This window comes from Streptomyces sp. SGAir0957, assembly GCF_043523415.1.
Map to the genome: position 1 here is coordinate 1 of NZ_CP027294.1, position 21,967 is coordinate 21,967.

General features: G+C 66.1%; 19 protein-coding genes, 1 tRNA gene and 4 pseudogenes. 18 read left to right on the forward strand and 6 right to left on the reverse strand.

What is annotated here, in order from left to right:
• From C1N81_RS44850 to C1N81_RS44880, 7 genes and pseudogenes are all read left to right on the forward strand, one after another.
• Window positions 1-325: pseudogene (locus tag C1N81_RS44850) on the forward strand (hypothetical protein); the annotation flags it as partial.
• Between the two features lie 1,096 nt (window positions 326-1,421).
• Window positions 1,422-1,619, forward strand: coding sequence for a hypothetical protein (locus C1N81_RS44855; protein WP_394426182.1), 198 nt, complete (start codon window positions 1,422-1,424; stop codon window positions 1,617-1,619).
• 34 nt (window positions 1,620-1,653) lie between these two features.
• Entirely contained in the window at window positions 1,654-1,935 is a 282-nt protein-coding gene (locus C1N81_RS44860) for a hypothetical protein (protein WP_394426183.1), read from the forward strand.
• A 660-nt stretch (window positions 1,936-2,595) separates the two neighbouring features.
• A complete protein-coding gene (locus tag C1N81_RS44865; protein ID WP_394426185.1) occupies window positions 2,596-2,847 on the forward strand; it encodes a hypothetical protein in 252 nt (83 codons plus the stop codon).
• Window positions 2,848-3,674: 827 nt separating this feature from the next.
• Window positions 3,675-4,588 (forward strand): annotated as a pseudogene (locus C1N81_RS44870) (IS5 family transposase); the annotation flags it as partial.
• 135 nt (window positions 4,589-4,723) lie between these two features.
• Window positions 4,724-4,957 carry a hypothetical protein gene (locus C1N81_RS44875; RefSeq protein ID WP_394438702.1) on the forward strand — a complete coding sequence of 78 codons (234 nt, stop codon included), beginning with the start codon at window positions 4,724-4,726 and terminating at the stop codon, window positions 4,955-4,957.
• Window positions 4,957-5,539 (forward strand): annotated as a pseudogene (locus C1N81_RS44880) (hypothetical protein); the annotation flags it as partial. The gene C1N81_RS44875 and the pseudogene C1N81_RS44880, both read left to right, overlap by 1 nt.
• Before the next feature lie 663 nt (window positions 5,540-6,202).
• Here the strand turns inward: C1N81_RS44880 and C1N81_RS44885 are convergent.
• The 3 genes and pseudogenes from C1N81_RS44885 to C1N81_RS44895 all read right to left on the reverse strand — a co-directional run.
• Window positions 6,203-6,607, reverse strand: coding sequence for a hypothetical protein (locus tag C1N81_RS44885; protein WP_394437740.1), 405 nt, complete (start codon window positions 6,605-6,607; stop codon window positions 6,203-6,205).
• A gap of 188 nt (window positions 6,608-6,795) precedes the next feature.
• Window positions 6,796-6,948, reverse strand: a complete 153-nt coding sequence (locus C1N81_RS44890; protein ID WP_394426242.1) for a nucleic acid/nucleotide deaminase domain-containing protein — start codon at window positions 6,946-6,948, stop codon at window positions 6,796-6,798.
• Window positions 6,949-7,538: 590 nt separating this feature from the next.
• Window positions 7,539-8,488 (reverse strand): annotated as a pseudogene (locus C1N81_RS44895) (IS3 family transposase); the annotation flags it as partial.
• Between the two features lie 223 nt (window positions 8,489-8,711).
• Between C1N81_RS44895 and C1N81_RS44900 the strand changes: the two are divergent.
• The 7 genes from C1N81_RS44900 (at window position 8,712) to C1N81_RS44930 (ending at window position 12,987) form a co-directional block, all read left to right on the forward strand.
• Window positions 8,712-9,212, forward strand: a complete 501-nt coding sequence (locus C1N81_RS44900) for a hypothetical protein (RefSeq protein WP_394426187.1) — start codon at window positions 8,712-8,714, stop codon at window positions 9,210-9,212.
• Between the two features lie 104 nt (window positions 9,213-9,316).
• Window positions 9,317-9,787, forward strand: coding sequence for a hypothetical protein (locus C1N81_RS44905; protein WP_394426188.1), 471 nt, complete (start codon window positions 9,317-9,319; stop codon window positions 9,785-9,787).
• Between the two features lie 46 nt (window positions 9,788-9,833).
• Window positions 9,834-10,175 carry a hypothetical protein gene (locus tag C1N81_RS44910; protein WP_394426190.1) on the forward strand — a complete coding sequence of 114 codons (342 nt, stop codon included), beginning with the start codon at window positions 9,834-9,836 and terminating at the stop codon, window positions 10,173-10,175.
• A 542-nt stretch (window positions 10,176-10,717) separates the two neighbouring features.
• Entirely contained in the window at window positions 10,718-10,933 is a 216-nt protein-coding gene (locus C1N81_RS44915) for a hypothetical protein (protein WP_394426192.1), read from the forward strand.
• Window positions 10,934-11,099: 166 nt separating this feature from the next.
• A complete protein-coding gene (locus C1N81_RS44920) occupies window positions 11,100-11,807 on the forward strand; it encodes a hypothetical protein (RefSeq protein ID WP_394426193.1) in 708 nt (235 codons plus the stop codon).
• A gap of 95 nt (window positions 11,808-11,902) precedes the next feature.
• The gene (locus tag C1N81_RS44925) at window positions 11,903-12,484 is read left to right on the forward strand and encodes a hypothetical protein (protein WP_394426195.1); all 582 of its coding nucleotides are present in this window, start codon (window positions 11,903-11,905) and stop codon (window positions 12,482-12,484) included.
• A complete protein-coding gene (locus C1N81_RS44930) occupies window positions 12,481-12,987 on the forward strand; it encodes a hypothetical protein (RefSeq protein WP_394426197.1) in 507 nt (168 codons plus the stop codon). The genes C1N81_RS44925 and C1N81_RS44930 overlap by 4 nt, the downstream gene beginning before the upstream one ends.
• Before the next feature lie 190 nt (window positions 12,988-13,177).
• Here C1N81_RS44930 and C1N81_RS44935 read toward each other — a convergent pair.
• A protein-coding gene (locus C1N81_RS44935) for an IS5 family transposase (protein WP_394426200.1) occupies window positions 13,178-14,109 on the reverse strand; the annotation gives its coding sequence in 2 pieces (ribosomal slippage) (window positions 13,178-13,759 and window positions 13,762-14,109; 930 coding nt in all).
• A gap of 136 nt (window positions 14,110-14,245) precedes the next feature.
• Between C1N81_RS44935 and C1N81_RS44940 the strand changes: the two genes are divergently transcribed.
• Window positions 14,246-15,406: an IS4 family transposase gene (locus C1N81_RS44940; RefSeq protein ID WP_394426203.1), complete on the forward strand. Its 1,161-nt coding sequence runs from the start codon at window positions 14,246-14,248 to the stop codon at window positions 15,404-15,406.
• 224 nt (window positions 15,407-15,630) lie between these two features.
• On the opposite strand, the gene C1N81_RS44945 is transcribed toward C1N81_RS44940, so the two are convergent.
• Window positions 15,631-16,914 (reverse strand): tetratricopeptide repeat protein, encoded by a 1,284-nt coding sequence (locus tag C1N81_RS44945; RefSeq protein WP_394438653.1) that lies wholly within the window; start codon window positions 16,912-16,914, stop codon window positions 15,631-15,633.
• 381 nt (window positions 16,915-17,295) lie between these two features.
• Here C1N81_RS44945 and C1N81_RS44950 point away from each other — a divergent pair.
• Both C1N81_RS44950 and C1N81_RS44955 read left to right on the forward strand, forming a co-directional pair.
• Window positions 17,296-17,369: transfer RNA gene (locus C1N81_RS44950), tRNA-Ala, on the forward strand.
• A 483-nt stretch (window positions 17,370-17,852) separates the two neighbouring features.
• Window positions 17,853-18,269: a hypothetical protein gene (locus C1N81_RS44955; protein ID WP_394426205.1), complete on the forward strand. Its 417-nt coding sequence runs from the start codon at window positions 17,853-17,855 to the stop codon at window positions 18,267-18,269.
• 855 nt (window positions 18,270-19,124) lie between these two features.
• Here the strand turns inward: C1N81_RS44955 and C1N81_RS44960 are convergent.
• Window positions 19,125-21,533 (reverse strand): PA14 domain-containing protein, encoded by a 2,409-nt coding sequence (locus tag C1N81_RS44960; RefSeq protein WP_394438655.1) that lies wholly within the window; start codon window positions 21,531-21,533, stop codon window positions 19,125-19,127.
• Window positions 21,534-21,859: 326 nt separating this feature from the next.
• Here C1N81_RS44960 and C1N81_RS44965 point away from each other — a divergent pair, with 326 nt between their 5' ends.
• Window positions 21,860-21,949, forward strand: coding sequence for a helix-turn-helix domain-containing protein (locus tag C1N81_RS44965; protein ID WP_394426245.1), 90 nt, complete (start codon window positions 21,860-21,862; stop codon window positions 21,947-21,949).
• Window positions 21,950-21,967 lie beyond the last annotated feature (18 nt).

Genomic DNA, 21,967 nt, shown 5'->3' on the forward strand with positions numbered 1-21,967 from the left:
CGACCCCACCAACCGCATCGACCCGAACGGGCTGTCTTTCTTCGACGCTGTCGGCAAGGGATTCGACATCTACGACATAGGCAGCATGGCGAAGGACATTGACGAGGGTAATTACAAGGACGCCCTGGCCACGGGAGTGGGTATGGCCGCTGGCGCCGCCGCCGAGGCTGGGTGCGGCGCAGTAGCCGCCGCGGTGAGCGCACCGACTGCGGGAGTGGGTGGACTCGCGGTTGGTGCCACCTGCTTCGGGGCCGGGTACGCAGCAGGTGAGCTTGGCGAAAAGCAGCGACTAGCGTCCTCAACTAAAGAGGGGGTCGCGCACTGAGAGAGGAGACCGGAAAGATGGATGAGCTCGTCTTTTTGGCTAAGGGAGCAGGGGAAGGAACCCCTAGCTTCTGGATCATCGCGATCATCCTGATCGTAATCGTCGGGGTGGCTTTTTTGTGGAGTAAGGCCCGCAAGAGGTAACGGTCATGTACGCGCGGCGACTCTCTCCATGTGCATCAGAGAAAAACGAGTGAGCGGACAATCGTCACGTTAGTGCCACCGGTACGTGGGCGTCCTACTCTTGAAATGCGTAGGGCGCCCACGCGTATTTACTGGCCCGGGGCCTCGGCCGAAGCAAGGCAGTATCAGCCTACCGTCGTCCAGGGCAGCGTCATCGGCTTGGTCGACGCGAGCGGCAAGCGCACCGCGACCTACAGCTACGGCCCCTATGGCGAAGTCCGCACCACCACCGGCACCAACCAGCCCTACCGCTACACACCGGCACCTACCTCGACCCGCCGGGCCTGTACAAGATGGGAGCCCGCTACTACGACCCCTAACTCGGCCGCTTCACCCAGCCCGACCCCTCCGGCAAAGAAAGCAACCTCTACGCCTATGCCGCCGGCGACCCCGCCAATCGCAGCGACCAGAGCGTTCTTCTTTCTTTCGATATAGGCATAGAGGGGTGTTACTGACTTTGCATCGGGGGCGGAGTAAGTATCAACGAGGACGAAAGTCTGCACCCGTACGTGCAGTTCGGTGCAGGTACTCCCGGCGCCGGCGCCGGCGCCGATGCCAGCTTGGCGTCTGGTTCCGCCGACAGCGGTTGGACTGGTGAGGTTGCTTGTGGCGATGGCCCAGCAGAACTTTCCGTAGCCACCGACCGATCTGAGGGGGTCGGAACGGGAGGGAGCTCGGGCAAATGCTTCGCATCGGCGAAGTACACGTGGTGAAATTTAGACGGAGGGTGCGATGACGTCACTACTGCTGCTTGCAAACGACCGCCCAGACGGACCGTCATGGTCGCCTTTCCTGGCAATTGGAATGGTTGTCCTGTTTGGTCTCGGCGCCCTTTTTCTCTACTTGAGAAGTCGCCGGCGCAAGTAGATTCCGCTTGATAGAGGCGGAAATGCAAAAGCAGAGGAGTCGGCTGTATGCATATTCTGGTTGGGATCATCGTCGCGATGATGGGTGCTGCCATTGCGGTTTTCGGTCCACGATTCGGCCGGGAAGTCGGTTCACGGTCAGGGCGCCGATTTGAGGCATCGAACTCGATTGCATTTCGAGTTGTGGGTGTAGCGATGCTGATTTTGGGAATCGTGTATGCGGCTGGGGTGGCCAAGCTCGGCTAGGTAGGACATCTGTTTTGGGCGCCTTGTCTGCAGAATGGACGAGGCGCCCAAAAAGGAGGTCGGTGGCGCGTTCGATGCCGAGGCAATCCTGGGGGTTGGTGAAAACGCCGCGAAGGGCGACTGGGGCGGTGCCGCCGCGACTGCCGCGGGCGCTGTCGCAGGTGCTATCACCGATGCCACCTGTGTGTCGGCAGCTGCAGCGGTGAGCCTGCCGACGGCTGGCGTGGGCGGAGCGTTGGTCGGTGCCGGTTGCGGGTTTGCGGGCGAATTTGTCGGAAGCCAGGTGGAGGACGCGGATTCCGAATCCTGGTCGTAATCGAACCACCTAATTGTGGCGTGCTCCCGTCAGGCGGGAGCACGCCACAAGGTCAATCTGAAGGAGGGAATTCGCATGTTGTTCGCTGCTGATGGCCGCGGGAGTTGGATCCCGGGCGGGACCGCCGGATCCGTGGTCGCGATCCTCATATTTGTCGGAATCGTGGCAATGTTCGGCTTCGGAATCTGGAACAAAAGAAGGAAGGGGTGAGTCGTGATCGCAGGTATTATCGTGATCGCATTCGGCCTGGCTGTAGCGGCACTGAGTCGTCTCACGTCCTGTACCTATGCCCACTCGAAGGGCGGGCGTACGGCCCTCTGGATTGCTTGTGTAGTGGGCTTCACGCGCCTTTAACGTGGCCTCTTCCAAACTCTGCCGGAGCGCCTTATGTGTGCGGTGGGCTGACAGCACAAAAAATCCCCTGAGAGACGGGTTTTCGACTAAATGAATCGGAATCATTCCTGTCGTAACCGACGGGTTTTATGGGCGGATAAGTGTGGGCGGCGATGATCAGCCACGTCCAACGGTCGGCGGATGCGGAGTCGCGTAGGCGGCCGGGTCCAACAGAACCCTGCTGTCCGCGAGGCGCGAAGAGGAGTGAGCACGTTTCCCGCCCTTTCCAGTACTCCGCCGCGGTCGAACCGCGGCGGAGTACCGGCCTTGGGCTGCATCGTGGCGCTCCTGACGCCGTTCGTCATCGTCCTGGTCATCGCCGGGGTACTGGTGGTCCTGAGCCGCGGTCAGGACAGCGCCAACGCACGCCACAAGGACGAGGCGTTACGGGAGACGGCCGAACTGGCGGACTCTTACGAGAGGGACGTCCTGAGCCCGGCAGCACGAGGGCACCCTCTTCGCCCACACGTCCTCGGGCCGGTCGCTGACGACCGTCGTCAAATTCGCCGCGACCTATGAGAGCACGACCTCTTCGGCACCAAGAACACCTTCGCCCACCGCTGCTACTCGTTTCGCTTCGAGAAGATGCTCAGAGCGGTGTCCATAGGAAGGTTCTCCCTCTCCAGGAGTGCAACCGGATGTGGCAGCCGCCAGAGCAGGCGTTCACCGTCAGGCCCGAGGCTTCGGCTCCTTTAGGGTGGTCGTCTGGTCCGACGAGCGCGACCGATGGACCATGACTGAGCGTGTCGCTCTACTTGATGGTGGTACGTAGGTATTTCCTGGTCCCGGCGTGTCGAGAGGGCCTTAGACGTCGTTTCTTTTGCTGTTCTCGGGTCGAGTCGTGCAGGGATACTGCTGTGGTGCTGTTGACGTGAATCGCTGAAGAGGCAGACGAGCCTCTGGCACTGGAGCCGACTGACCGGCGCGCGGAGTGGGAGACCAACACCTGGTCGCTGGGTGCGGATGAACAGGACAGGAGTTCGTTGTCCGTCGGTGAGGTGGTGGTTGCCTTCGAGCGGACTGCTGCTGCCGTCCGAGAACGCATTCGCGATCTGGGATTGTCCGGCGTGGCGACGTTCTACGTGTGGTCATGACGAACAGGCCAGCAGCCGCACCGCCATGCACCGCACCCTGCTGAAGATCAGACGACTACTCGAAGCGCAGAGCGTTGCCATCTCGCAGACCGCCACCCCGCCGACCGTCCTGGCAGGCCTTCAAGCCAGAGTCACTGCCCGAAGCAACGACTGCAGCTGCAAGATCAAGACTGCAGGTTATTGATCGCAGCCCCTTGGGCGCTGTTCTCGGATCTCATGACCTGGCGGGGCTGTTGTGGTCAGGCTGGAGGCATGGGTCGTGGGGATTTAACGAACGCGGAGGGGGAACGGCTGGAGTCGCCTCCGGGCGGGATGCGTGGAGGCCGGTGGAGTGATCACCGTCGGTGATCAACGGGGTGCTCTACCGGGTGCGAACCGGTGTGCAGTGGCGGGACCTTCCGAGCGGTTCGGGCCCTGGGAGACCGTCTATAAGCGGCATCGCCGCTGGTCAGCGGATGGCACCTGGAAGATGCTGCTGTCGAAGATCCAGGCTGCCGAGGATGCAGCGGGCCGGGTCGACTGGGACGTGTCGGTGGACTCCACCGCGGTGCGGCCCATCAGCATGCCGCCGGGCCCGCCACGCGCCGCCGCCCGCGCTCCCGTAAAGAGGGGCCGCGCAGGGACGAACCAGGTCGATCCGGCGCTGCGGAGACTGGCCGTCCGGCTGGAGGAGGTGGTCGCCTCGGCGAGTGCCTGGGACGCTCCCCCGCGGCGGACTGACCACCAAAATCCATCTGTCCGCGGACGGACACTGCCAGCTCCTCGCGCTCCTGCTGACTCCGGGCCACTACGGTGACGGCCCCCAACTCAAGCCCGTGCTGCGGCAGATAGCCGTACCCCGTCTTGGCGTCGGACGACCACGCTCCCGGCCTGATCATGTCCTGGCCGATAAGGCTTACACGGCTCGCAGCAACCGCCGCTACCTGCGACGACGCGGGATCGCCCACACCATCCCGAACGGCGTGACCAGCGCAGACACCGTCTCAACCGGGGCTCCCGGGGCGGCCGGCCGGCTTCGACGGCGAGCACTACAAGAAGCGCAGCAACACCGTCGAGCGTGCCATCAACCGCCTGAAAGGCTTCCGCGCTGTCGCCACCCGCTACGAGAAGCGGCCTACATCTACCTCGGCACCGTCACCCTCGCAGCACTCATGGTCTGGCTCCGCACGACGCTCGGGCCGGTGCGCCGTGTGCGAACTGGACCGCGTCATCGCTCACCCGCCCACCACCGCAGTGGTGACGGACGACCAGCCGGTCCTCGAAGCCGTGCCGCGCGGTTCTGCGGCGACTGCGGTGCCCACATGATGGTGATCGGCCCGGTCCTCGAGGACGGGCTGTGCAAGCACTGCCGCGAGCGGACACAGTCCCGCGCCGTGATACCGGCCCCCGCCCCGGCATCGGCCGCCGACACGTCGCCCCCGACCTGCTCGGGCGGCAGCGCCCAGGACCCGTGCGGGCGCCTGGCCCTGCCCGAGCGCTACGTGTGCGCCCGCCACCGAGCCCAGGGACTTCTCGCCGAAAAGGCGGTCGCCTGATGCCCGCACGCAACCTGGAGCTCGGAAGTTCGGGGCCCGCGGCATCAAGGGCCATCAGGCCGTCGCCCGCCAGCTCGATGCTCTGGCCGGTTTCACGCCACACCCATCAGCCAGCGCCGCGGGCTGCTAACCCGCCTGCACTACCTCACCCGCTCCGAGCGGGCCGCACCGCCGCCCGGGCCGCCAGCCTCACCGCGACCGACCGACCGACCGACCGCACCGTCCAGGCCTGGCTGGATGGACGCCGTACTGCGTCGAAGGCGAACCTGGCACGGATCGAGGAGGCCTACCATCAGGTGCGACGGCAGAACGCGGCCCGGCCACCTGGCCGCCCGCCTCATACGCTGCGGCCGCGGCACCCGCGGGGAGATACACCCACTCAATCAGTCCCAGGTCCTCCGTCCCCCAGCAGCGCGTCATCGAACACCGCACCCTCAACGTCCGGCACCGGGACGGCCTCGTGCAGGCCTGGGCCGACGATGACGACCAGGTCCTGGATGCCGCCTGGATCGACCACGTCGTCGACCTTGGCTCTCGCAGTGGGGCCAGTACGAGCACGTCACCAACATCGGTTTCGCCGCGTGCCGAGTCCCGCGCTGTTCAGGGGCCTGCGCCCGTAAGGCAGGCGACCTCGCCCTCATACGAAAGGCGGTGTTGTCCGGGATGGTCTCGGCGGCGATGGCCAGGTTCTCGGCCTTGGCTCCGGCCAGGCGACGGGCGGCGCCGACACCGTGGCGTTCGGCCCAACGCTCGATGAGCTCCTGGCGCTCGGCGGCCGCCGGGTCCGATAGCGCTGGGGCGTCCGCCGGGGAACGGCGACCGTCGGCGGGCGCCGGCAGGGGCTCGGGCAATTACCCTCCCCGGATCGACCTTGGGTGGGTAGGCGGGCTTGCGTATGCGGCGGTGCGAGGTGGGATGCGTGACCCCGCAGGTGTACATCTGCTTGCGTTGCTGACTGGGTCGTCCGTGGTGGCCTGGCGCTGCCCATCGGTGAAGTCCGCGTGCAGCCTTGACCAAAGCTGCCTGGAGCGGGATGCAGATCTTGCGGGGCTGTTGCCGACTGTTCGTGCGGTCGGCGGTCCAGGCGGTGAGCCCGGCGGCGGCCGAGCCGACAACAGGTCCTGCGAATGTGGCGATTCCCCTGGTTCACGTGATCTCCCCAGTAGCAGTCGAAGGATGAGCGGATCACGCAGGTTGACGCATAGTCGACAGATCCCGACCGCGCCCTCCCGGACGGGGGAGGTTCTACATGTTCTTCTCACCGCGCTCTACGCGAATTGTGTATGGATCAATATCGTCACTTGCGTCCGTAGCGATAAATCCGGCAGAATTCAAGATTGCCAGGATTGCTCGATTCATTTCTGCAGCAATTACCTGACGATGGCGGATCTCGCGCATCCGTAGGTGCATGTCCCCTCTTTTTATGCTCTCCATGAAATCTCCCCCCGGGGGTGGGGCGGGCCTCCACGTGACGAAGACTCCACCCCCATCACCCATCTGGTCCACCATGACCTGTGCGCCGGGGATGGCATCTTTATTCGGGATTCGCGTCGCCGTGAGGCCGGCAAGCCTAAGCTCGCGGATTGCGACGTCGGCAATACTATTCCACTCAGTGATACTCTGTTCGTCAGCCTTGAGCTCTTCACACATGAGCTACGCCTTTCACTGCATGAGTTTCTCAGTAGCATGAGGGGGGGAGTACCTCCCTAACTCCACCCCTTCATGAGAAATCTATCCTTCCATAAATGGTCTGCTCATATCTTCCAGCGTAAGCCGCATCTCTATGTTCAGCTCTTTATGCGATCCGTAACCAACTGGCCAGTGAACGGGTGTTCTCGTCACGAGCTTACTCTCCAGTTCAGAGGCGCAAGCGGGCATGGTTGTCGCTCTGTGTATAGCTCCTCAATCTGTTTGGCTGAGAAGACTTTCTTTTCGAGTTTGTCGATGATTCCGATCTCAGAGTGAACGCCGGAATCTCGCTGACAGCGTATACGAAGTCACCGTGAACGGGGTCGTTCCAACCCGGAACCCTGGCTACGGCAACGTTTTTTTGGCGGTGTAGCCAGGTCTGGATCCTATCCGGACTTTGAGGGCCATGTGCGATATATCATTGCTGTTGTATGCGATCATGCCGATGCGTGAGTACTCTGGAACGGGGGTCCCTATGATCCCTCGAGCCGAGAAGCTCGACAACCTCGACTTTTTGCAGTCTTTAAAGAATCGCTTGACCAGCTTGCGAGCAATTCCTGCAATTGCCGACTCAGGCAGTCGGGCAGCTCGCAGGGTCTTGAAAGCAACGGCGAGGCCGACACCAACCTTGAGGGATGCATCCGCAGCCTTGACGGCATCGGCCAGCGCCTTGAGCGCTGATGTGGCAATGAATCATCCTGCGATCCACGCGCACCCAGTCCAACTTCCGCCCTTGACTCCGGGTGTGATCTTTTTGCGCAGTCGATGAAGTCACCCAGTAGAATATCGACTGGGTCAATACTCTCGTTGAACTCCTCCATCGAGATAGTATCGGTGACTTTTTTTAGGCTGCGGGTCAGTCTTTTGGTTATCGAGGAAGATCAAATCGTCCCCCTGCTGAGCTGCAGGCTTTAGCAAAAGCCCTGCTGGTGTACTGGGCTCCGTGGTCGGTGTGCATGATCGATCCGGCGAGACTGCCGCGGGTGCGGACGGCGGCGGCCAGGGCGTCGGTCACGAGGTCCGTGCGCATGTGGTCGGCGATCGCCCAGCCGGCCAGACGGCGCGAGGCGAGGTCGATGGCGGTGGCCAGGTAGCAGAACTTCCCGCTGTCGAGGGGCAGGTAGGTGATGTCACCGACGTACTTCGTGTTCGGCGTGATGGCGGTGAAGTCGCGGCGGATCAGGTCTGGGGCCTTGGCTGCGGCCGGATCGGGGACGGTGGTGCGGTGCCGGCGGCGCAACCTGACCCCTTCGATCCCGGACTCTCGCATGATGCGGGCGACCCGCTTGTGGTTGACCGCCTCACCGCTGGTCTCGCGGAGCTCGGCGGTGATCCGCGGGACTCCGTAGGCGCCGTCCGATTCCCGGTGCACCGCCCGTAGCCGGGCCGCCAGTCGGGCATCGGCCGCCTGCCGGGCGGCCCGGTCTGCGGCTGTCCGGCGCCAGTAGTAGAAGCTCGAGCGGCTGCCGCCGAGGACGCGGCAGAGCCGCTTCACGCCGTAGCGGCGCTGCAGGTCGGCGACGCACTGGAAGCGGTTCACCAGCGCGTCTTTCCGGCGAAATATTTGGCCGCCTTCCGCAGGATCTCGCGTTCCTCCTCCAGCTCGCGGATCTTCTTCCGCAGAGCCGCGTTCTCCGCCTCCAGCGGCTCCGGCGGCTGGGCCGTCTCCGCCGTCCGGCGTCCTCGCGGACGGCTTGCTCCGGCAGCCCTCACCCAGTTCCGCAGGGTCTCCGGATTGATGCCCAGATCGGCGGCGACCGACCTGATCGTCGCCTCCGGCCGCGACTCGTAGAGCGCGACCGCGTCCGCCTTGAACTCCGGCGGGTAGTTCTTCATGACCACGAGATGTCCGTTCTCAGATCCTCAGGATCCAGTGTCTCGTGTGTCCAGCATCAAGGGTCAAGGCCCGCCTCCTGCTGGAGCAAGTTCGGCCCGCCGCTGACCCAGGGCAAAAGCGCCACGACCCGTGAGAGATGGCAGCAGGTGCACGACCTCCTCGACCAGGGCGTCGGCCTGCTCGCGTGCGCCCGCCGGTTGGGCGTGTCGCTCAACACCGTCAAGCGCTGTGCCCGCCACAGCGAGCCGGACCGCATGGTCCGCGCCCCCGTATACCGGGCCTGTCTGGTCGACCCCTACCGCGATCATCTGCGCAGACGTCGCACCGAGGACCCGGCCGTCCCCGTCACTCACCTGCTGGCGGAGATCCGGGAACAGGGTTACACCGGCAGCGTCCAATCTCCTGGTCCGCTACATCAACCAAGGGCGCGTCGAGGCCGACCATGCCGCCCTGCCGCCCCGCAAGGTTACCGGCCTGCTCACCTGCCACCTCGCCCACCTCTCCGGTGGCCAGCGCGCTCTGCGTGACCAGCTCACCGGCGCCTGCCCGGAGATGACCGTGCTGGCAGACCAGATCCGCACCTCCGCCGAGCTACTGGTTCCTGACGAGGACAACGCCGGGAAGCTGACGGCCTGTATCAACTGCACTCGCGCTGCTGACCTGCCCTTTCTGCACTCCTTCGCCAACGGCCAGATCTTCGCTTGTATGAGCCGAGAGCCGCACCCGTAAGTGATTGACAGGGTTCAGACAGTGATGACACGGTGCTCCCGCGTCTCACAGAGGCGCTCCATCCAACAACTCCCCGCTGACCACGGGGAACAAAGGGGGAACACATGCCTGTCACCGTCCCGATCAAGGCAGCACTGATTGCTACTGCGGCCATGTCAGTCCTGCTCGTTCCAGCAGTCGGCCCGGCGTCCGCCGCGTCGCAGGGGCCTGCGGATGGGGCCGTCGCGGCGGTAGCCACCAGCTTTGACGCCAAGTGCAGAAGCCACAGCCGTACCTACGTCCTGAAGAAGTACTATCGAGGCCCCAAGGTGATCACGCTCCGCTGCGGCACGAGCACATGGGGCTGGAAGCACATCAAGGCTCGGCACGGCTGGAACAGCACGATGGACCGCAAGATAAACGCGGCCATATGGTCCGGCGACGCCAACGGCCGCGGCGGCTACTCCACGTACCTCAACCAGTGCCCGCGCGTGGAGAAGTTCCGCACCATCATCGGCACCCCGGCCGGGACCAACGACCTTCTGACCGCCTACAAGGTCAACCAGACGGTCGCCGCCAGCGCGCCTCGCTGCTAGAAACAGGTGAGGGGACGCGGGACGAGATAGGAAGGGTGTTTCGACCATGGCAGAACAAACACCAGCCGAAAAAGCACTGAGCAGTTCATACGTGACTGCTGACGGGGTGCGGTTCGATGTCGAACAGCTGTCGGTCGAGCAGCATGCGGACCGTAGCGCGACACTGGCCTACCAGCTCGGCGTGAAACGCCATGGCCACCCGGATGAACACTGGGTTCTCGCTCTGCCCTGGGACGACAAGTCCTGGGCCGATGTGCTCACCTCGCCCGCGCCCCCTCCCGACCGACTGCACCAGCTCGTGCATCTGGTCCATGCTCACCTCGAAGAGTGGTGGGATACGAAGGGGCACAACCGGAAGTCGGCAAAGCTGGGCCGCCAAGTCGCCTGACCGGAAACGCGACGGGTATGCCGAACTCGAGCCATGGTAAGCCGCTTGGCCGGGAGGCCACGCGGTGCCTGGCTGTCACACGCCATGGCGGGAAGTCATTGGGAACGTCGCCCTGTTCTGCCGGTACTGCAGGTTCTCCCCGCAGACTTACTACACCTGATACCGCCGCTATCAGCCCGAAGGCGTCGAGGGCCTGCGCACCCGCTTGAGGGCGTGGAAGACACCTTCCGCACACCCTTCGCGTTCTTGTGGACGTACTGCCTTCCCTGCACACGGAAAGAGAGATCGGCCCGGGCGGCGGGCTCTGGGAATATCTCCATGCCTTCTTTTCCGCCGTGATGAGGCTACCGTCCGGCGCGGAAACACGAGAGAACGGGCTGAATGCCCCTTACCCGCCCCTGTGGCGGCTTTCGCCACAGGCGGAGAACGCATGGAGAGGGCACCGTGCGGCAGACCTCGCCCGGCAACAGCCGGCGTACGAAACGAGCCCCTACCTCTGCATCGGGGCGGCGGTCGTCCACGCCGGCGCAGGCATGCGGAGAATGCTTCTCTTCCCCCTGAGCGGCGACGATGTGAAGAGCAACTCCTCGCGGCAAGAGCTTCCCTCCGCCGACAAACCGGTGCTCGGAGCCGGGGAGGACAAGCGCCGGCCGCTTCCGCGCACGTCCGCCGGTCCGGGCGCCGCGCCGACCCGCCCGGACGCCCCCGTCACGGCGGAGGGAACGGGAGACCACCGGCGCGGCAGGCAGCAGCCGTGACGGCAGGAACGTGCTGCCGCGGCAACGGCCGTCCGGACCGGCGTACGACGGCACCGGATCGTCCGCAGATGGTGGCCCTGTACCGGCATTGCCTGAGAAACTGGGCTATTGGTGACTGCCGATGGTGTATGCCGCGGAGGTGGTCTACGGGGGACGGAGGATCCAGGTGAGCAACTGGCACCAGCCCAAGGAAGCATGGCCCCGCCATTCCAAATCCTGGTGGCGCGAAACCCTGGAGTTCGCTCGCTCCTCTGGCTGGCATCTGAAGCCTTACGACGGCCATGCCTGGGGCCGGATCGTGTGCGACCCCGCCCTCGAGGAGCCGTGCGCCTTCCTCGTTCTCAGCACGGGCAACGGCGGCGAGGATGCAGCGCGCGATGCGCGCAAGAAGATCGAGCGGTGCCCCCACCTCGCGGCCGAGGCCGACGGACAGATAGTCGCCCGGGCTGTCGTCCTGCTCACGCAGGCGGACCGACTGATGGACGCCGCCGATGCCTGCCTGACGTCCGCGGACCGGCAGATGGAAGCTGCTGAGCTGCTGGAATGTGCGGATACCGCGGCGGCTGAGGCCGAAGAGCTCCTCGGCCGCGCCATCCACGCCCAGGAACAGTCCGACGCTCTGCTCATCACGGCCTATGAGGTGCTGCCGTCCGGGAGCGACCTGGGCTGCCCGCCCTCGGTCGGCGAGGTCGAGATGCTGGTGATTGAAGCCGGACACCGGTCCGACGAAGCAGGACACATGGTCGACGGCCTGCCCCGCCAGGAACCGGCCGCCGCTCTGCAGGACCGTATCGAGCAGGGCAAAGAGCGCAGAAGACTTCTTCTGCGGCGCATCCGGCAGCGCGGGAATGCGTCCGGATCCACTTGCGTTTAGCGTGTTGGATAAGTCCAACAACCGGGTATGGTGGAGTCAGGAGAAGGGGGTACTCCGTGACAACGTGCATTTCTCTCGTCATCCGAAACATCAACTTGGACGATGACGAGACCATCGAGCAGTTGGCACTCAGCCTCGGCGACCTGGGCTGGCAGGAGGCCGGCGGACTCACCACCGCAACCGTCTACTCCACCGGCTCCGATCCGGTGGCCGACGCCGTTGCAGCCGCCAACCACATCCGCCGTGTCCTGCCACACACGATCGTCGAACGCGTCGACGAACAGTTCGTCACACTCGCCGACATCGCAGCCCGCGCCGGCCTGACCCACGAAGCAGTCAGGCTCTGGGCAACCGGCAAACGCCGCACCGGCCGTGAGCCCTTTCCCGCAGCACGGACCCAGGTGGGCCAGGGCCGCTCCACATCCAAGATCTGGGCATGGCCAGAAGTCCTGATCTGGCTCAAGGAGCAGTACTGCCTCGACCTCGAGCCAGGCGTCACCTACCTCGACGCACGGCACGTTGCCCGCCTCAACGCCGCATTGCACGAGCCCAAGCAACAGCAGTGGCAGCGTACGAGCACCGCCGGGGTGACCCGTACGCTCGCCTCGCTCGAAGAAGTCCTGCAGGAGAACGCGCCCACCGCACGCCGGTTCGCCACCCGGGACACCTGCCCATGACCACCACGCCCGCACAACAAGAGGACCGGCTGCAAACGATCTCGTCACAAGAGGATCTGCGAGACCTGCACAGCCGGCTGCACCTGGACGACGTGCGTGTCCAGCGGCTGCGGGCCGAAGCGGTCCAGGACCCGCCCCTGGACGTGTCGACCATCGTCATCAGCGTCGGCCCCGGCGAAGTGCTCCTGGAACCGCCGCGCTTCGCCGTCCGCTTCACGCAAACGGTCATCCTGCGGGACGCAGAGGAACAGCCTCTGGCGGAGGTCGAGATTGTCGTGGTGGTCGATTTCACCATGGACGACGGCCCCTCTCCCACACGGGAGGCCATCGACCTCTATGCCGAGTACAACGCCTACTTCATCGCCCACCCCTACCTGCGCGAAACGCTGCAGAACGTCACCTTGAAACTGGGGATCGAGCCTGTGGTTCTCGGCGTCCTCAGCCGCGGAGAGGCCCGGCCCAGCGAAGTGACCATGGTCAAGCGGGTCACGTCCCACATCTGAGGCAATCCGGCACTCCAACGCTGCCGCCGGACCCCGTCCCGGCTCCACTCGGCGCCGGCATACCGGACTGCTTCCGGCCGGTCTGCGGCCGCCGTGGCGCGCTCCCGCCACCGCCTCACGCCCGCACAGGCCGGCCGCAGCCGTCCGGCGGCAGCCGGTGCTCCTGCAGTACTAGGCGCTGTTTCTCGGATCATGTGCGGAGCCAGATGATGAGTGCTGCGAGGGTGACGGTGCCGAGGTAGATGTAAGCCCGCTTCTCGTAGCGGGTGGCGACGGCGCGGAAGCCTTTCAGGCGGTTGATGGCACGCTCGACGGTGTTGCGTTTCTTGTAGTGATCGCTGTCGAAGCCGGTGGGTCGGCCGCCGCGGGAGCCGCGGTTGAGCCGGTGTCTGCGCTGGTCACGTCGCTCGGGGATGGTATGGGCGATCCCGCGTCGTCGCAGGTAGCGGCGGTTGTTGCGGGACGTGTAGGCCTTGTCGGCCAGGACGTGGTCGGGCCGGGAGCAGGGTCGTCCGACGCCGATGCGGGGCACCGCTATCTGCCGCAGCACGGGCTCGAGTTGGGGGCCGTCACCGTAGTGGCCCGGAGTCAGCAGGAGCGCGAGGGGCCGACAGGGTCCGTCGGCGGCGAGATGGATTTTGGTGGTCAGTCCGCCGCGGGAGCGTCCCAGGCACTCGCCGAGGCAACCACCTCCTCCAGCCGGACGGCCAGTCTCCGCAAAACCGGATCGGCCTGTTTCGTCCCCGTGCGGGCCCCCTTTTGAGGGGGCGCGGGCGGCGGCACTTTGCGGGCGCCAGCGGCGTGCTGGTGAGCCCGCACCGCGGTGGAGTCCACCGACACGTCCCAGTCGACCCGACCTGCCGCATCCTCGGCTGCCTGGATCTTCGACAGCAGCATCTTCCAGGTGCCGTCCGCTGACCAGCGGCGATGGCGCTTGTAGACGGTCTCCCAGGGCCCAAAGCGCTCGGGCAGGTCGCGCCACTGCACGCCCGTCCGCACCCGGTACAGCACCCCGTTGATCACCCGCCGGTGGTCACTCCACCGTCCTCCACGCGTCCCGCCCCGCGGCAGAAACGACTCCAGCCGATCCCACTCCGCATTCGTTAAATCCCCACGACCCATGACTCCAGCCTGACCACAACATCCCTGTCATGTCAGGAGATCCGAGAAACAGCGCCTAGGCCCAATGCCGTTGTTTTAGCTGCTCGGCGTAGGCTTCTGTGTACTGCTCCCGGGGGTGGTGCCGGTGTCTGCGAGTGTGTCTGACTTATCGGGTCTGGGGCTGTTGACCTTGGTGTATCCGCCGGGTCTGGTGGATCGGGTGTTGGCGGCCTGCGGGCGGGTGGAGCAACGCAGACGCCTGCTGCCGGCCCGGCTGGTGGTGTACTTCGTCCTGGGCCTGGCGCTGTTCTCGCCCGCTCCCTATCTGGACGTCATGCGGCACCTGGTCGAGGGCCTGCGGGGCCCGGGGCTGCTGGGTGACTGGCGGATTCCGGCGAAGTCCTCGCTGTTGAGGGCCCGTCAGCGGCTGGGGAGCGAGCCGCTGCGGGTGCTGTTCACCGCGACGGCGAAACCGCTGGGCACCAAGGACACGCCCGGAGTGTTCTGGCGGGGCCTGCGGCTGCTGGCGGTGGACGGCACCTGCTGGGACGTCGCCGACACGGTGGCCAACGAGGCCGCCTTCGGCCGCCCGGGCCACGCCCGCGGTGCGGACAAGAGCTCCTTCCCGCAGGTGTGGATGGCCTGCCTGGTGGAGACCGGCACGCACCTGGTAGTGGACGCGGAGCTGGCCGGCTGCCGCACCGGGGAGGTCACCCTGGTCCGCCGCCTGCCCCGCTCCTGCGGACCCGGCCAGCTTGTCCTGGCCGACCGCGAGTTCCTCGGCGTGCCGTTGTGGCGGGCCTTCACCGCCAGCGGCGCCGACCTGTTGTGGCGGGTGCCCGCCAATCGCGTCCTGCCCGCCGACCGGGTGCTGCGGGACGGCTCCTGGATCTCCCGCATCCACGCCAGCACCGACCCCGCAAAGCAAGACCCGGTCACCGTGAGAGTCCTGGCCTACCAACTCGACCACGCCGGCCCGGCGGCGGACGACTACCGGCTGGTGACCAGCCTGCTCGATGCCCGCCGCTTCCCGGCCCGGCAACTGGCCGCGCTCTACCAGGAGCGCTGGGAGGTCGAGTCGGTCCTCGGCGAACTCAAGACCCGCCAGCGCGGCGCCCACACCGTGCTCAGCAGCAAGACCCCGGACGGGGTGCTGCAGCAGATCTGGGCCCACCTGCTGGTCCACCGGGCCCTGCGCGAGCTGATGTTTCGAACCGCCACCTCCGGCGGCTCGGATCCAGACCGGCTCTCCTTCACCGAGACCCTGCGCTCGGCCCGGCGCAGCGTGACCGTCACGCCGGGCCGTTTTTCCCCCTGACCTCCTGGCCCAGGCACTGGTCCTGCTCGAACACGACCTGCTGGAGCGGCTCCTGCCGACCAGACGCCTGCGCAGCCAGCCCCGCGTCGTCAAACGCAAGATATCCAACTACCGGCTCAAACGGGCCGAACACCGCACCTGTCCCCAGCCCACCCGCGCCGCCGTCCGGGCCGTCCGCATCCAACGACCCCCACCCACGAGGACGTAAGGCAACGGCATTGGGCCTAGTCGGCCTCCCCCAGGCAGCGCAAGGCCTGGCGGAAGTCGTCGAGGGCGGACCCGAACTCACAGACGGCGGTGTGGAAGGTCGATCGGTCGATCAGGATCCTGGCCAGTGTCCGCGGCCCCTCGGCCGGGTCGTGCTGAGACAGCCGACGAGCCAGGCTCACTGTGTCGTCGAACAGGGAGCGCACGCGTTCCGCGAACAGATGGGTGCGGTGTTCCCAGTAAACGGCGGAGCGGACGGTGAGGAGCCGATGCAGCCGGACCAGTTCGGTCAGATGCTGAGCCGGATCCTCGGTGACTCGCGCAGCAAGCGTGTCCACCTCTTCACGGAGGGCATGAAGGCTGTCGAAGTAGCGCCGCTGGGCATCGGGCGACCACTGCAAGGGCTCCGCCCCTGAAGGCGGCCGCGGTCTATCGGAGGAAGCCCGATCGCTTTCGGCGCCGGAGAAGGTCAGCAGCACCGCCCAGAACGACGCCGCATAACCACTCCAAGACTTCCGCTCACCGGTATCCGCCAGCTCCGTCAGCAGCGCGAGTGCCTCTTGCCGTACGAGGACCGCCTGCTCGCCCTGGCCATGGGTGTCGAGCATCTGCGCGTACCCGATGAGTGAGTAGAGGTGGCAGGCCGTCGGGCCGCGGTCGTTCGCGGCTTCGGCCGCTTCCATGCTGACGAGTGTCTCGAATGCGGCGAGGGCTTCGCCGGACCGGCCGGCGTCATGCAGAGCGCCGATCCACTCCAGCAGTGACCAGGCGAGAGCCCCACTGCGGGACCCGTCGGGCAGGACCGCCGCGACCAGCTCGGTCATGGCATCGGCAGCCTCGGCGTACCGGCCTTCCTCGGAAAGTCCGGCAGCCCACTCGCGCAGCCCTCTGACCATCGGTCCTTTGGACAGTTCGGCCTGCGCTCGGCCGATGGCGAGCATCTCGGCGCGCATGGCGAGCCCTTCGGCGCGCCGGCCCAGGCTGTACAGCTCCCTTTGACACATGTCGAGAGCCCCGTACAGAACGTCCGCGCGGGCGGGTTCGGCCGGATCGATCGACCGCGCCACGGTCACCGCCTCCTCACGCAGTGCGAGACAGGCAGGATGCTTCTTTCCGGAGCCAGTGTCGTAACTCAGATGTTGCAGTGCCCGGGCCAGGAGCGGCAAGTACGAGGCGGGGCTGACCTGAGCGAGCACCCGGTAGGCGTCGACCTCCTCGCGCGGCGTGCGGCGGCCCGACGCGAGCAGTACATTCCGCGCCCGCACGATGTCGTCCTGAGCGACTTTCCCCAAGTGACTCATGACGGAGATTCTGGGCGTCCCGGAGAGGGCCGAACAAGGCTCACCACCTGTGCCGTTACTCCTACGAAAACGCCCCCCGGCCTGTCATGATGGACGTGACATCACTTTCCCGGGGCCCACTGGCAGCCGCGGCTGTTGAGGCTCGTCGGCCAGACCATGACCACGCCGCCCCGCTGCCTGAACGAGCAGCGGAGAACACCCGGTTCCGCCCTGCCGTGCGGGGGGAGCGCCCATACAGTGAGGCCATGGACATGAGCTGGATCGGCCGCGTAGAAGCTCGCCGCCTTGCACGAACCGTGACGTCGTCGCGCTGAGTGCGCAGGCATCCTGGGTAAATACAGAGCGCTGGATCCAGGGTTCTCATACGATCGCGATCGGGATGGGGCTCGTAGCGCAGCGGTTGTCGCGCCTTCACCGCATGTGGGAGGACGCCGGTTCGAATCCGGCCGGCCCCACGGCTACACCATGCGGCAGGACCTCGGTCAGGCCGGACCGGCACAGCGGTCCTACACCCGCGACTCCGACGGAACGCTCCTGATCTCCGACTCCGCGACCGAGACGATCCACGGCCAGTGGCTCAATCACTCGGGCGGAGCGGGCCAGGGCGAGACGCAGGACTACACCTACGACGGGATCGGGCGGCGGCTCACCCACGTGGCCGACACAGCGGAGGGCACCTGCACCCGGCGTGGCTACGGCTTCGACAACAGGACCAACCGCACCTCGCTCACCACGACCGTGGGCACACCGGGCTCCGACTGCCCGACCACGGGCGGCACGACCAGGACGTCGGCCTACGACTCGGCGGACCGCATCGTCGACAGCGGCTACGTCTACGACACGTTCGGCCGCACCACGGCACTGCCGGGAGGCACCGCCGTCACCTACTACGCCAACGACCTCGTGCGCCGGCAGACGGCGGGCAACAGCCGCCAGACGTGGACGCTCGACCCGGCCAACCGATTCCGCGGCTGGACGACCGAGTCGAGTACGCCGCAGGGAACCCGGTCACCAATGTCGACCTCGACGGACGCAAGGTCTACCGCTACAGCAAGCGTACGGTCTACCGCTCCTGGGGCAAGGTGGTCCTCAAGAAGTGGACGAACAAGCACAACCTGCGCCGCACCGACAGCACCACCTACAAGCTCAACAGACTGTGGACGGGAAGGGTCGCGGACTACGGCTTCGTTCCGGCGGGAATCGCGGGCATCGTAGCGATGATCTTCCCGCACCCCGCGGTCATCGCCGTGTGCGCCATCATCGCGGGAGCCTCCATCGCCATCCAGACGACGTTCGGCTGGACCCACTTCCTGTACTTCTACGGCTACGCCTATCCCTGGAGGGGAAGTTGCTAGGAGAAAAGATCTCGCTCGCGGTAGCCGGTGCGGTAGCTGCGTTGCTGGCCGTGGGCGGCATACTCGCAGTCCTCTTCTGGGGAGCACGTGAAGGAGCGGGCATCCTGCTCGTCGCGCTGATCTGGGTAGCCGTGGTCTGGCGTGCGCGCCAACGCGTCAAGACGGCCAGAACCGCCAACTGACCGGCCGACACAACGCCGGTAGCGTGCCGGCCGCCCGGCATCACCGTACTTGAGAGTGCCGTCCGCATCACCTGTAGCCGCGAGGGCTTCCTTCGTGGCTACAGTGCTGCGCGGACGCCACCCGGCACGGCAGTGAGCTTCGCGGCAGACAAGGCGTTCACCGCAGGCTGCACTTACCTGACTGGTGGAGCGGGAGCCGTGCCGTGCGCCGTCGGAGGCATGGCGGTCGGTGAGGCAACGGACGCCGCCTATGAAGACGCCACCACTTGACACACCCACCCAACAGTGAGGGAGTCCCCATGTACCCGACCGCCGATTCAACCGTGCTGGCCTACAAAGGGCTCAGTGGTGTACCCCTGTGGCTCCTGGTCGGCATCGCCGTAATTGCTCTCGTCGCGTTCGCGGTACGAAGTCGCCGAGGAAGGTAACCCCGGGAACTTCAAGGTGGACCGTCGCACCTGGGACGGTCCACCTCGTTGCCCTGTGACGGTCGCCCCGATCCGCGGACGCACCAGCGGTACCGCCATGCCCGGGACTGACACGAAAATGACCCGCAGATGCGTTGCTGATCAGCCTGAGGCGATGGGGGCGGGCACCCACTCGTCGCCCAGCACGGGGACACGGGGAGGGGGCAGAAGAAGCCTTCGGCCCGCTCCCCATGTCCCACGTCCGGTCAGAGCCAGGAGTCCCAGATGCCGTACGCCGTCGATCGGGTCTCGGCCTCGACGCCCAAGGCGTCGAACCGTACGACGCGGTAGTAGTACAGGCCGAGCCGGTCCTCGTGCACCGTGGTGTCCGTGTAGTACGCGGCGTCACCCATCGTGCCCTCCGCCAGAGCCACGTATGCGGATGTGACGGAGTCCCAACGCTCCACGCGGTAACTCGCGAACCGGGAACAGTCCCCGAGTCCGGAGCTCTCGGAGCAGCCGACGTACAGCTGCGGGTACTGGCCCTCACCGACCTCGGACTCCGTCCAGCCCGGCGGGCGGGTGTCAGGCAGGGTGACCGAGACGTCGGCGGGGTGGAGGACGTCGAGTGCCCGGTCGTCGTGCATGAGCCGGCCGTCCGTGGCTGCCACCTTGTAGACGTGGGTGGCACCGTCGGCAACCGTGGGGCAGAGGATCTCGGTCCTGGCCAGGGAGCTGCCGGACCAGCAGTTCTCCTTCCAGACCGTCTCACCACTGTCCGCGTCGGTGACGCCCTGCCATACGTGGTAGCCGGTGACGTCCGCATCGGCGGGTGGCGTCCAGGTCAGCCGGACGCCGAGCGGGACACGCTCCGCGGTCAGGTCCTGAACCGGGGCGGGACGCTGCGTGTCCGGGGTGGTCTCGGTGACGGGCGGGCCGACCTGCGACACATGTCCGTACCGGTCGGTCGTCACGACTCGGTACTCGTACGTCGTCTCCGACTTGCCCTGGACGTCCCAGCAACTGCCGTTGACCTGCTTGCGGGCGGACAAAGGAGCGTCGTCGTCCGCCCAGGTCCAGTACGCGTCCGGGGCATCCAGCGGCTGGTCCACCGAGGTGAACGGCTTGCACCGGTCAACGATGTCGGTCTCGCCGGTCGCGGTGTCGGTTCGAATGATCTTGTACGTGGGAAGGGGCTGCTCGTCGACGGTCCACGGGTCGACGCTGCTCCACTCGACCATCACGCCCTCGTCGAACCTGTCGGCAGTGGTCTTGAACGCGGGGATCGCCTCCGGCCGGTCTGCCATCTCCAGAGTGACCTCCACCGGCGCGGCAGGGTTGCCCTTGGCGTCCAGTGAGCGCACCGCGTACCGGTATGTGTCGGCGACGGCGGCCGACTGGGTCGGCACCACGTCGGTGCGGGTGGTGGTGGCCTCCTCGGGAAGAGCGTCGGTGTAGCCGCCGGTCGCCGGGTCGTACTGGAGGACCTGATAAGAGGCGGCCCCGGTGACGGGTGACCACACCAGGTGCGGAACGCCCGACCTGTATTCGGCGCGGAGCCCTGTGACCGGGGCTGGCGGGGTCAGGTCGGGAGTGGTGAACGTCGTGGCGGCCGAGTACGCCGACCAGTTCCCGGCGGCGTCCCGGGCCCGCCCCCGGTAGGTGACCTTGCTGCCGTCGGCCCGGTAACCGGTGTCGCAGATCGCACCCTTGGTGCCGGAGTAGACGGTGCTCCAGAGCTTCGTGGCGGCGTCGAGCCGCTGCATCTCGTACCGGACGATGTCGGCGGCGTTCTGCGCGGTGGTGACCAGCTGCGGTGCCGCGTAGGGCTGGTCGGCCGGACAGGCGTCCTGTTCGACGAAGGGCGCGGCGGGCGGCGTCCTGTCGACGGTGGTGACGAGCTTGTCAGGGCTGCCGCCGGAGACATTGCCCGCCTTGTCGACGGCACGCACCTCGTAGTAGTAGGTCGCCCCGGTCTTGGGCAGCGCGCTGTCGGTGTACGACGTCGCGGTGGTCGTTGCGAGCTGCTTGCCGTACGGCGCGCCCTTAAGCCGGCGGTAGACCCGGTAATTCGCCAGGTCCATCTCCTTGCTCCTGGTCCAGGTGAGCTTGGCGGCGCCGGTGACGGAGTTGTACGAGACGGCCGTGCCCGTCGGGATGAGGGGCTTGACCTTGTCGTAGGCGGCGGAGGTACGTGGCGCATAGGCGAACCTGACATTCGCGGAACCCGTCCAGTTGACGAAGTCGAAGCGGATCGTGTGCTTGCCTGCGGGGATCGTCACGTTGACCGTCTTCTTGACGGTGGCGGAGACGTTCTTCCATACGTCGATCTTGCGGACACCGTCGACATAGACGCGCATTCCGTCCAGGGCGGATGCCGTGAACGTGAAGGGGCCACCGGAGCCGAAGTCGCGCGTCACCGACCAGCGCACCCCGAAGTTGTTGGACGGCACGCCGGAGACGGGTGCTCCGCTGCCCCAGTTCTGGTCGATCGTGGAATCGCAGTCCGTCTTCTTCGGCGTGCCCGAGAACGTCGTGTTCGCGAAGAACTGCCGTGTGAAGACAGGGGAAGTGCAGTTCACCGCCGCAGAAGCAGGTACCGCGGTGGCGTAGAGCACTCCGCCTGCCGTGGCCAGAGCCAAGGCGGTGGCGGTCGTGCGTCTGGCTGGGTTCATCAAGTCAGTCAGTCCTGTTCGGCGGCCGAGGTGATTCAGACATCGCCGAACAAGACAAACAAGAGGGCCGGTTGGTTGTACGAGCAGCCGCAACAGCTCAGCCGCTGGGGCACACGGTTTTCGCGGCGATTCCCGTGCCCCACCCGTGCCCGGCGGAGAGTGGCGGTTATGTGCGGTGACCTGAGAGGGCGTTACTGACTTCGGCTCGTTAGGGTGCAGTTGCGGGAAGTGCCTGATGTGTCCGGTGTGTTGGCTGTATTCCGTGGTGTGTGAGGTATGCGGAGGGGGGCGGGTTGACCGCCGTGGGGCGTGGACGCCGGGAGACCGTGCGGGTGCAGGCCGCCAGGTTGTTGGCGCAAGGCAACACGCCGATGGAGGTCGCGCGGCAGCTCCGGGTGAGCCGGAAGTCGGCTTAGACGTCGTTTCTTATGGCG

Excerpts from the sequence above, each read along its gene's own strand:
- C1N81_RS44855 (WP_394426182.1), top strand. The coding sequence starts at position 1,422 with ATGCATATTCTGGTTGGGATCATCGTCGCGATGATGGGTGCTGCCATT.
- C1N81_RS44860 (WP_394426183.1), top strand. The coding sequence starts at position 1,654 with ATGGACGAGGCGCCCAAAAAGGAGGTCGGTGGCGCGTTCGATGCCGAG.
- C1N81_RS44875 (WP_394438702.1), top strand. The coding sequence starts at position 4,724 with ATGATGGTGATCGGCCCGGTCCTCGAGGACGGGCTGTGCAAGCACTGC.
- C1N81_RS44885 (WP_394437740.1), bottom strand. The coding sequence starts at position 6,607 with ATGTGTGAAGAGCTCAAGGCTGACGAACAGAGTATCACTGAGTGGAAT.
- C1N81_RS44905 (WP_394426188.1), top strand. The coding sequence starts at position 9,317 with ATGCCTGTCACCGTCCCGATCAAGGCAGCACTGATTGCTACTGCGGCC.
- C1N81_RS44910 (WP_394426190.1), top strand. The coding sequence starts at position 9,834 with ATGGCAGAACAAACACCAGCCGAAAAAGCACTGAGCAGTTCATACGTG.
- C1N81_RS44915 (WP_394426192.1), top strand. The coding sequence starts at position 10,718 with ATGCTTCTCTTCCCCCTGAGCGGCGACGATGTGAAGAGCAACTCCTCG.
- C1N81_RS44930 (WP_394426197.1), top strand. The coding sequence starts at position 12,481 with ATGACCACCACGCCCGCACAACAAGAGGACCGGCTGCAAACGATCTCG.
- C1N81_RS44945 (WP_394438653.1), bottom strand. The coding sequence starts at position 16,914 with ATGAGTCACTTGGGGAAAGTCGCTCAGGACGACATCGTGCGGGCGCGG.
- C1N81_RS44960 (WP_394438655.1), bottom strand. The coding sequence starts at position 21,533 with ATGAACCCAGCCAGACGCACGACCGCCACCGCCTTGGCTCTGGCCACG.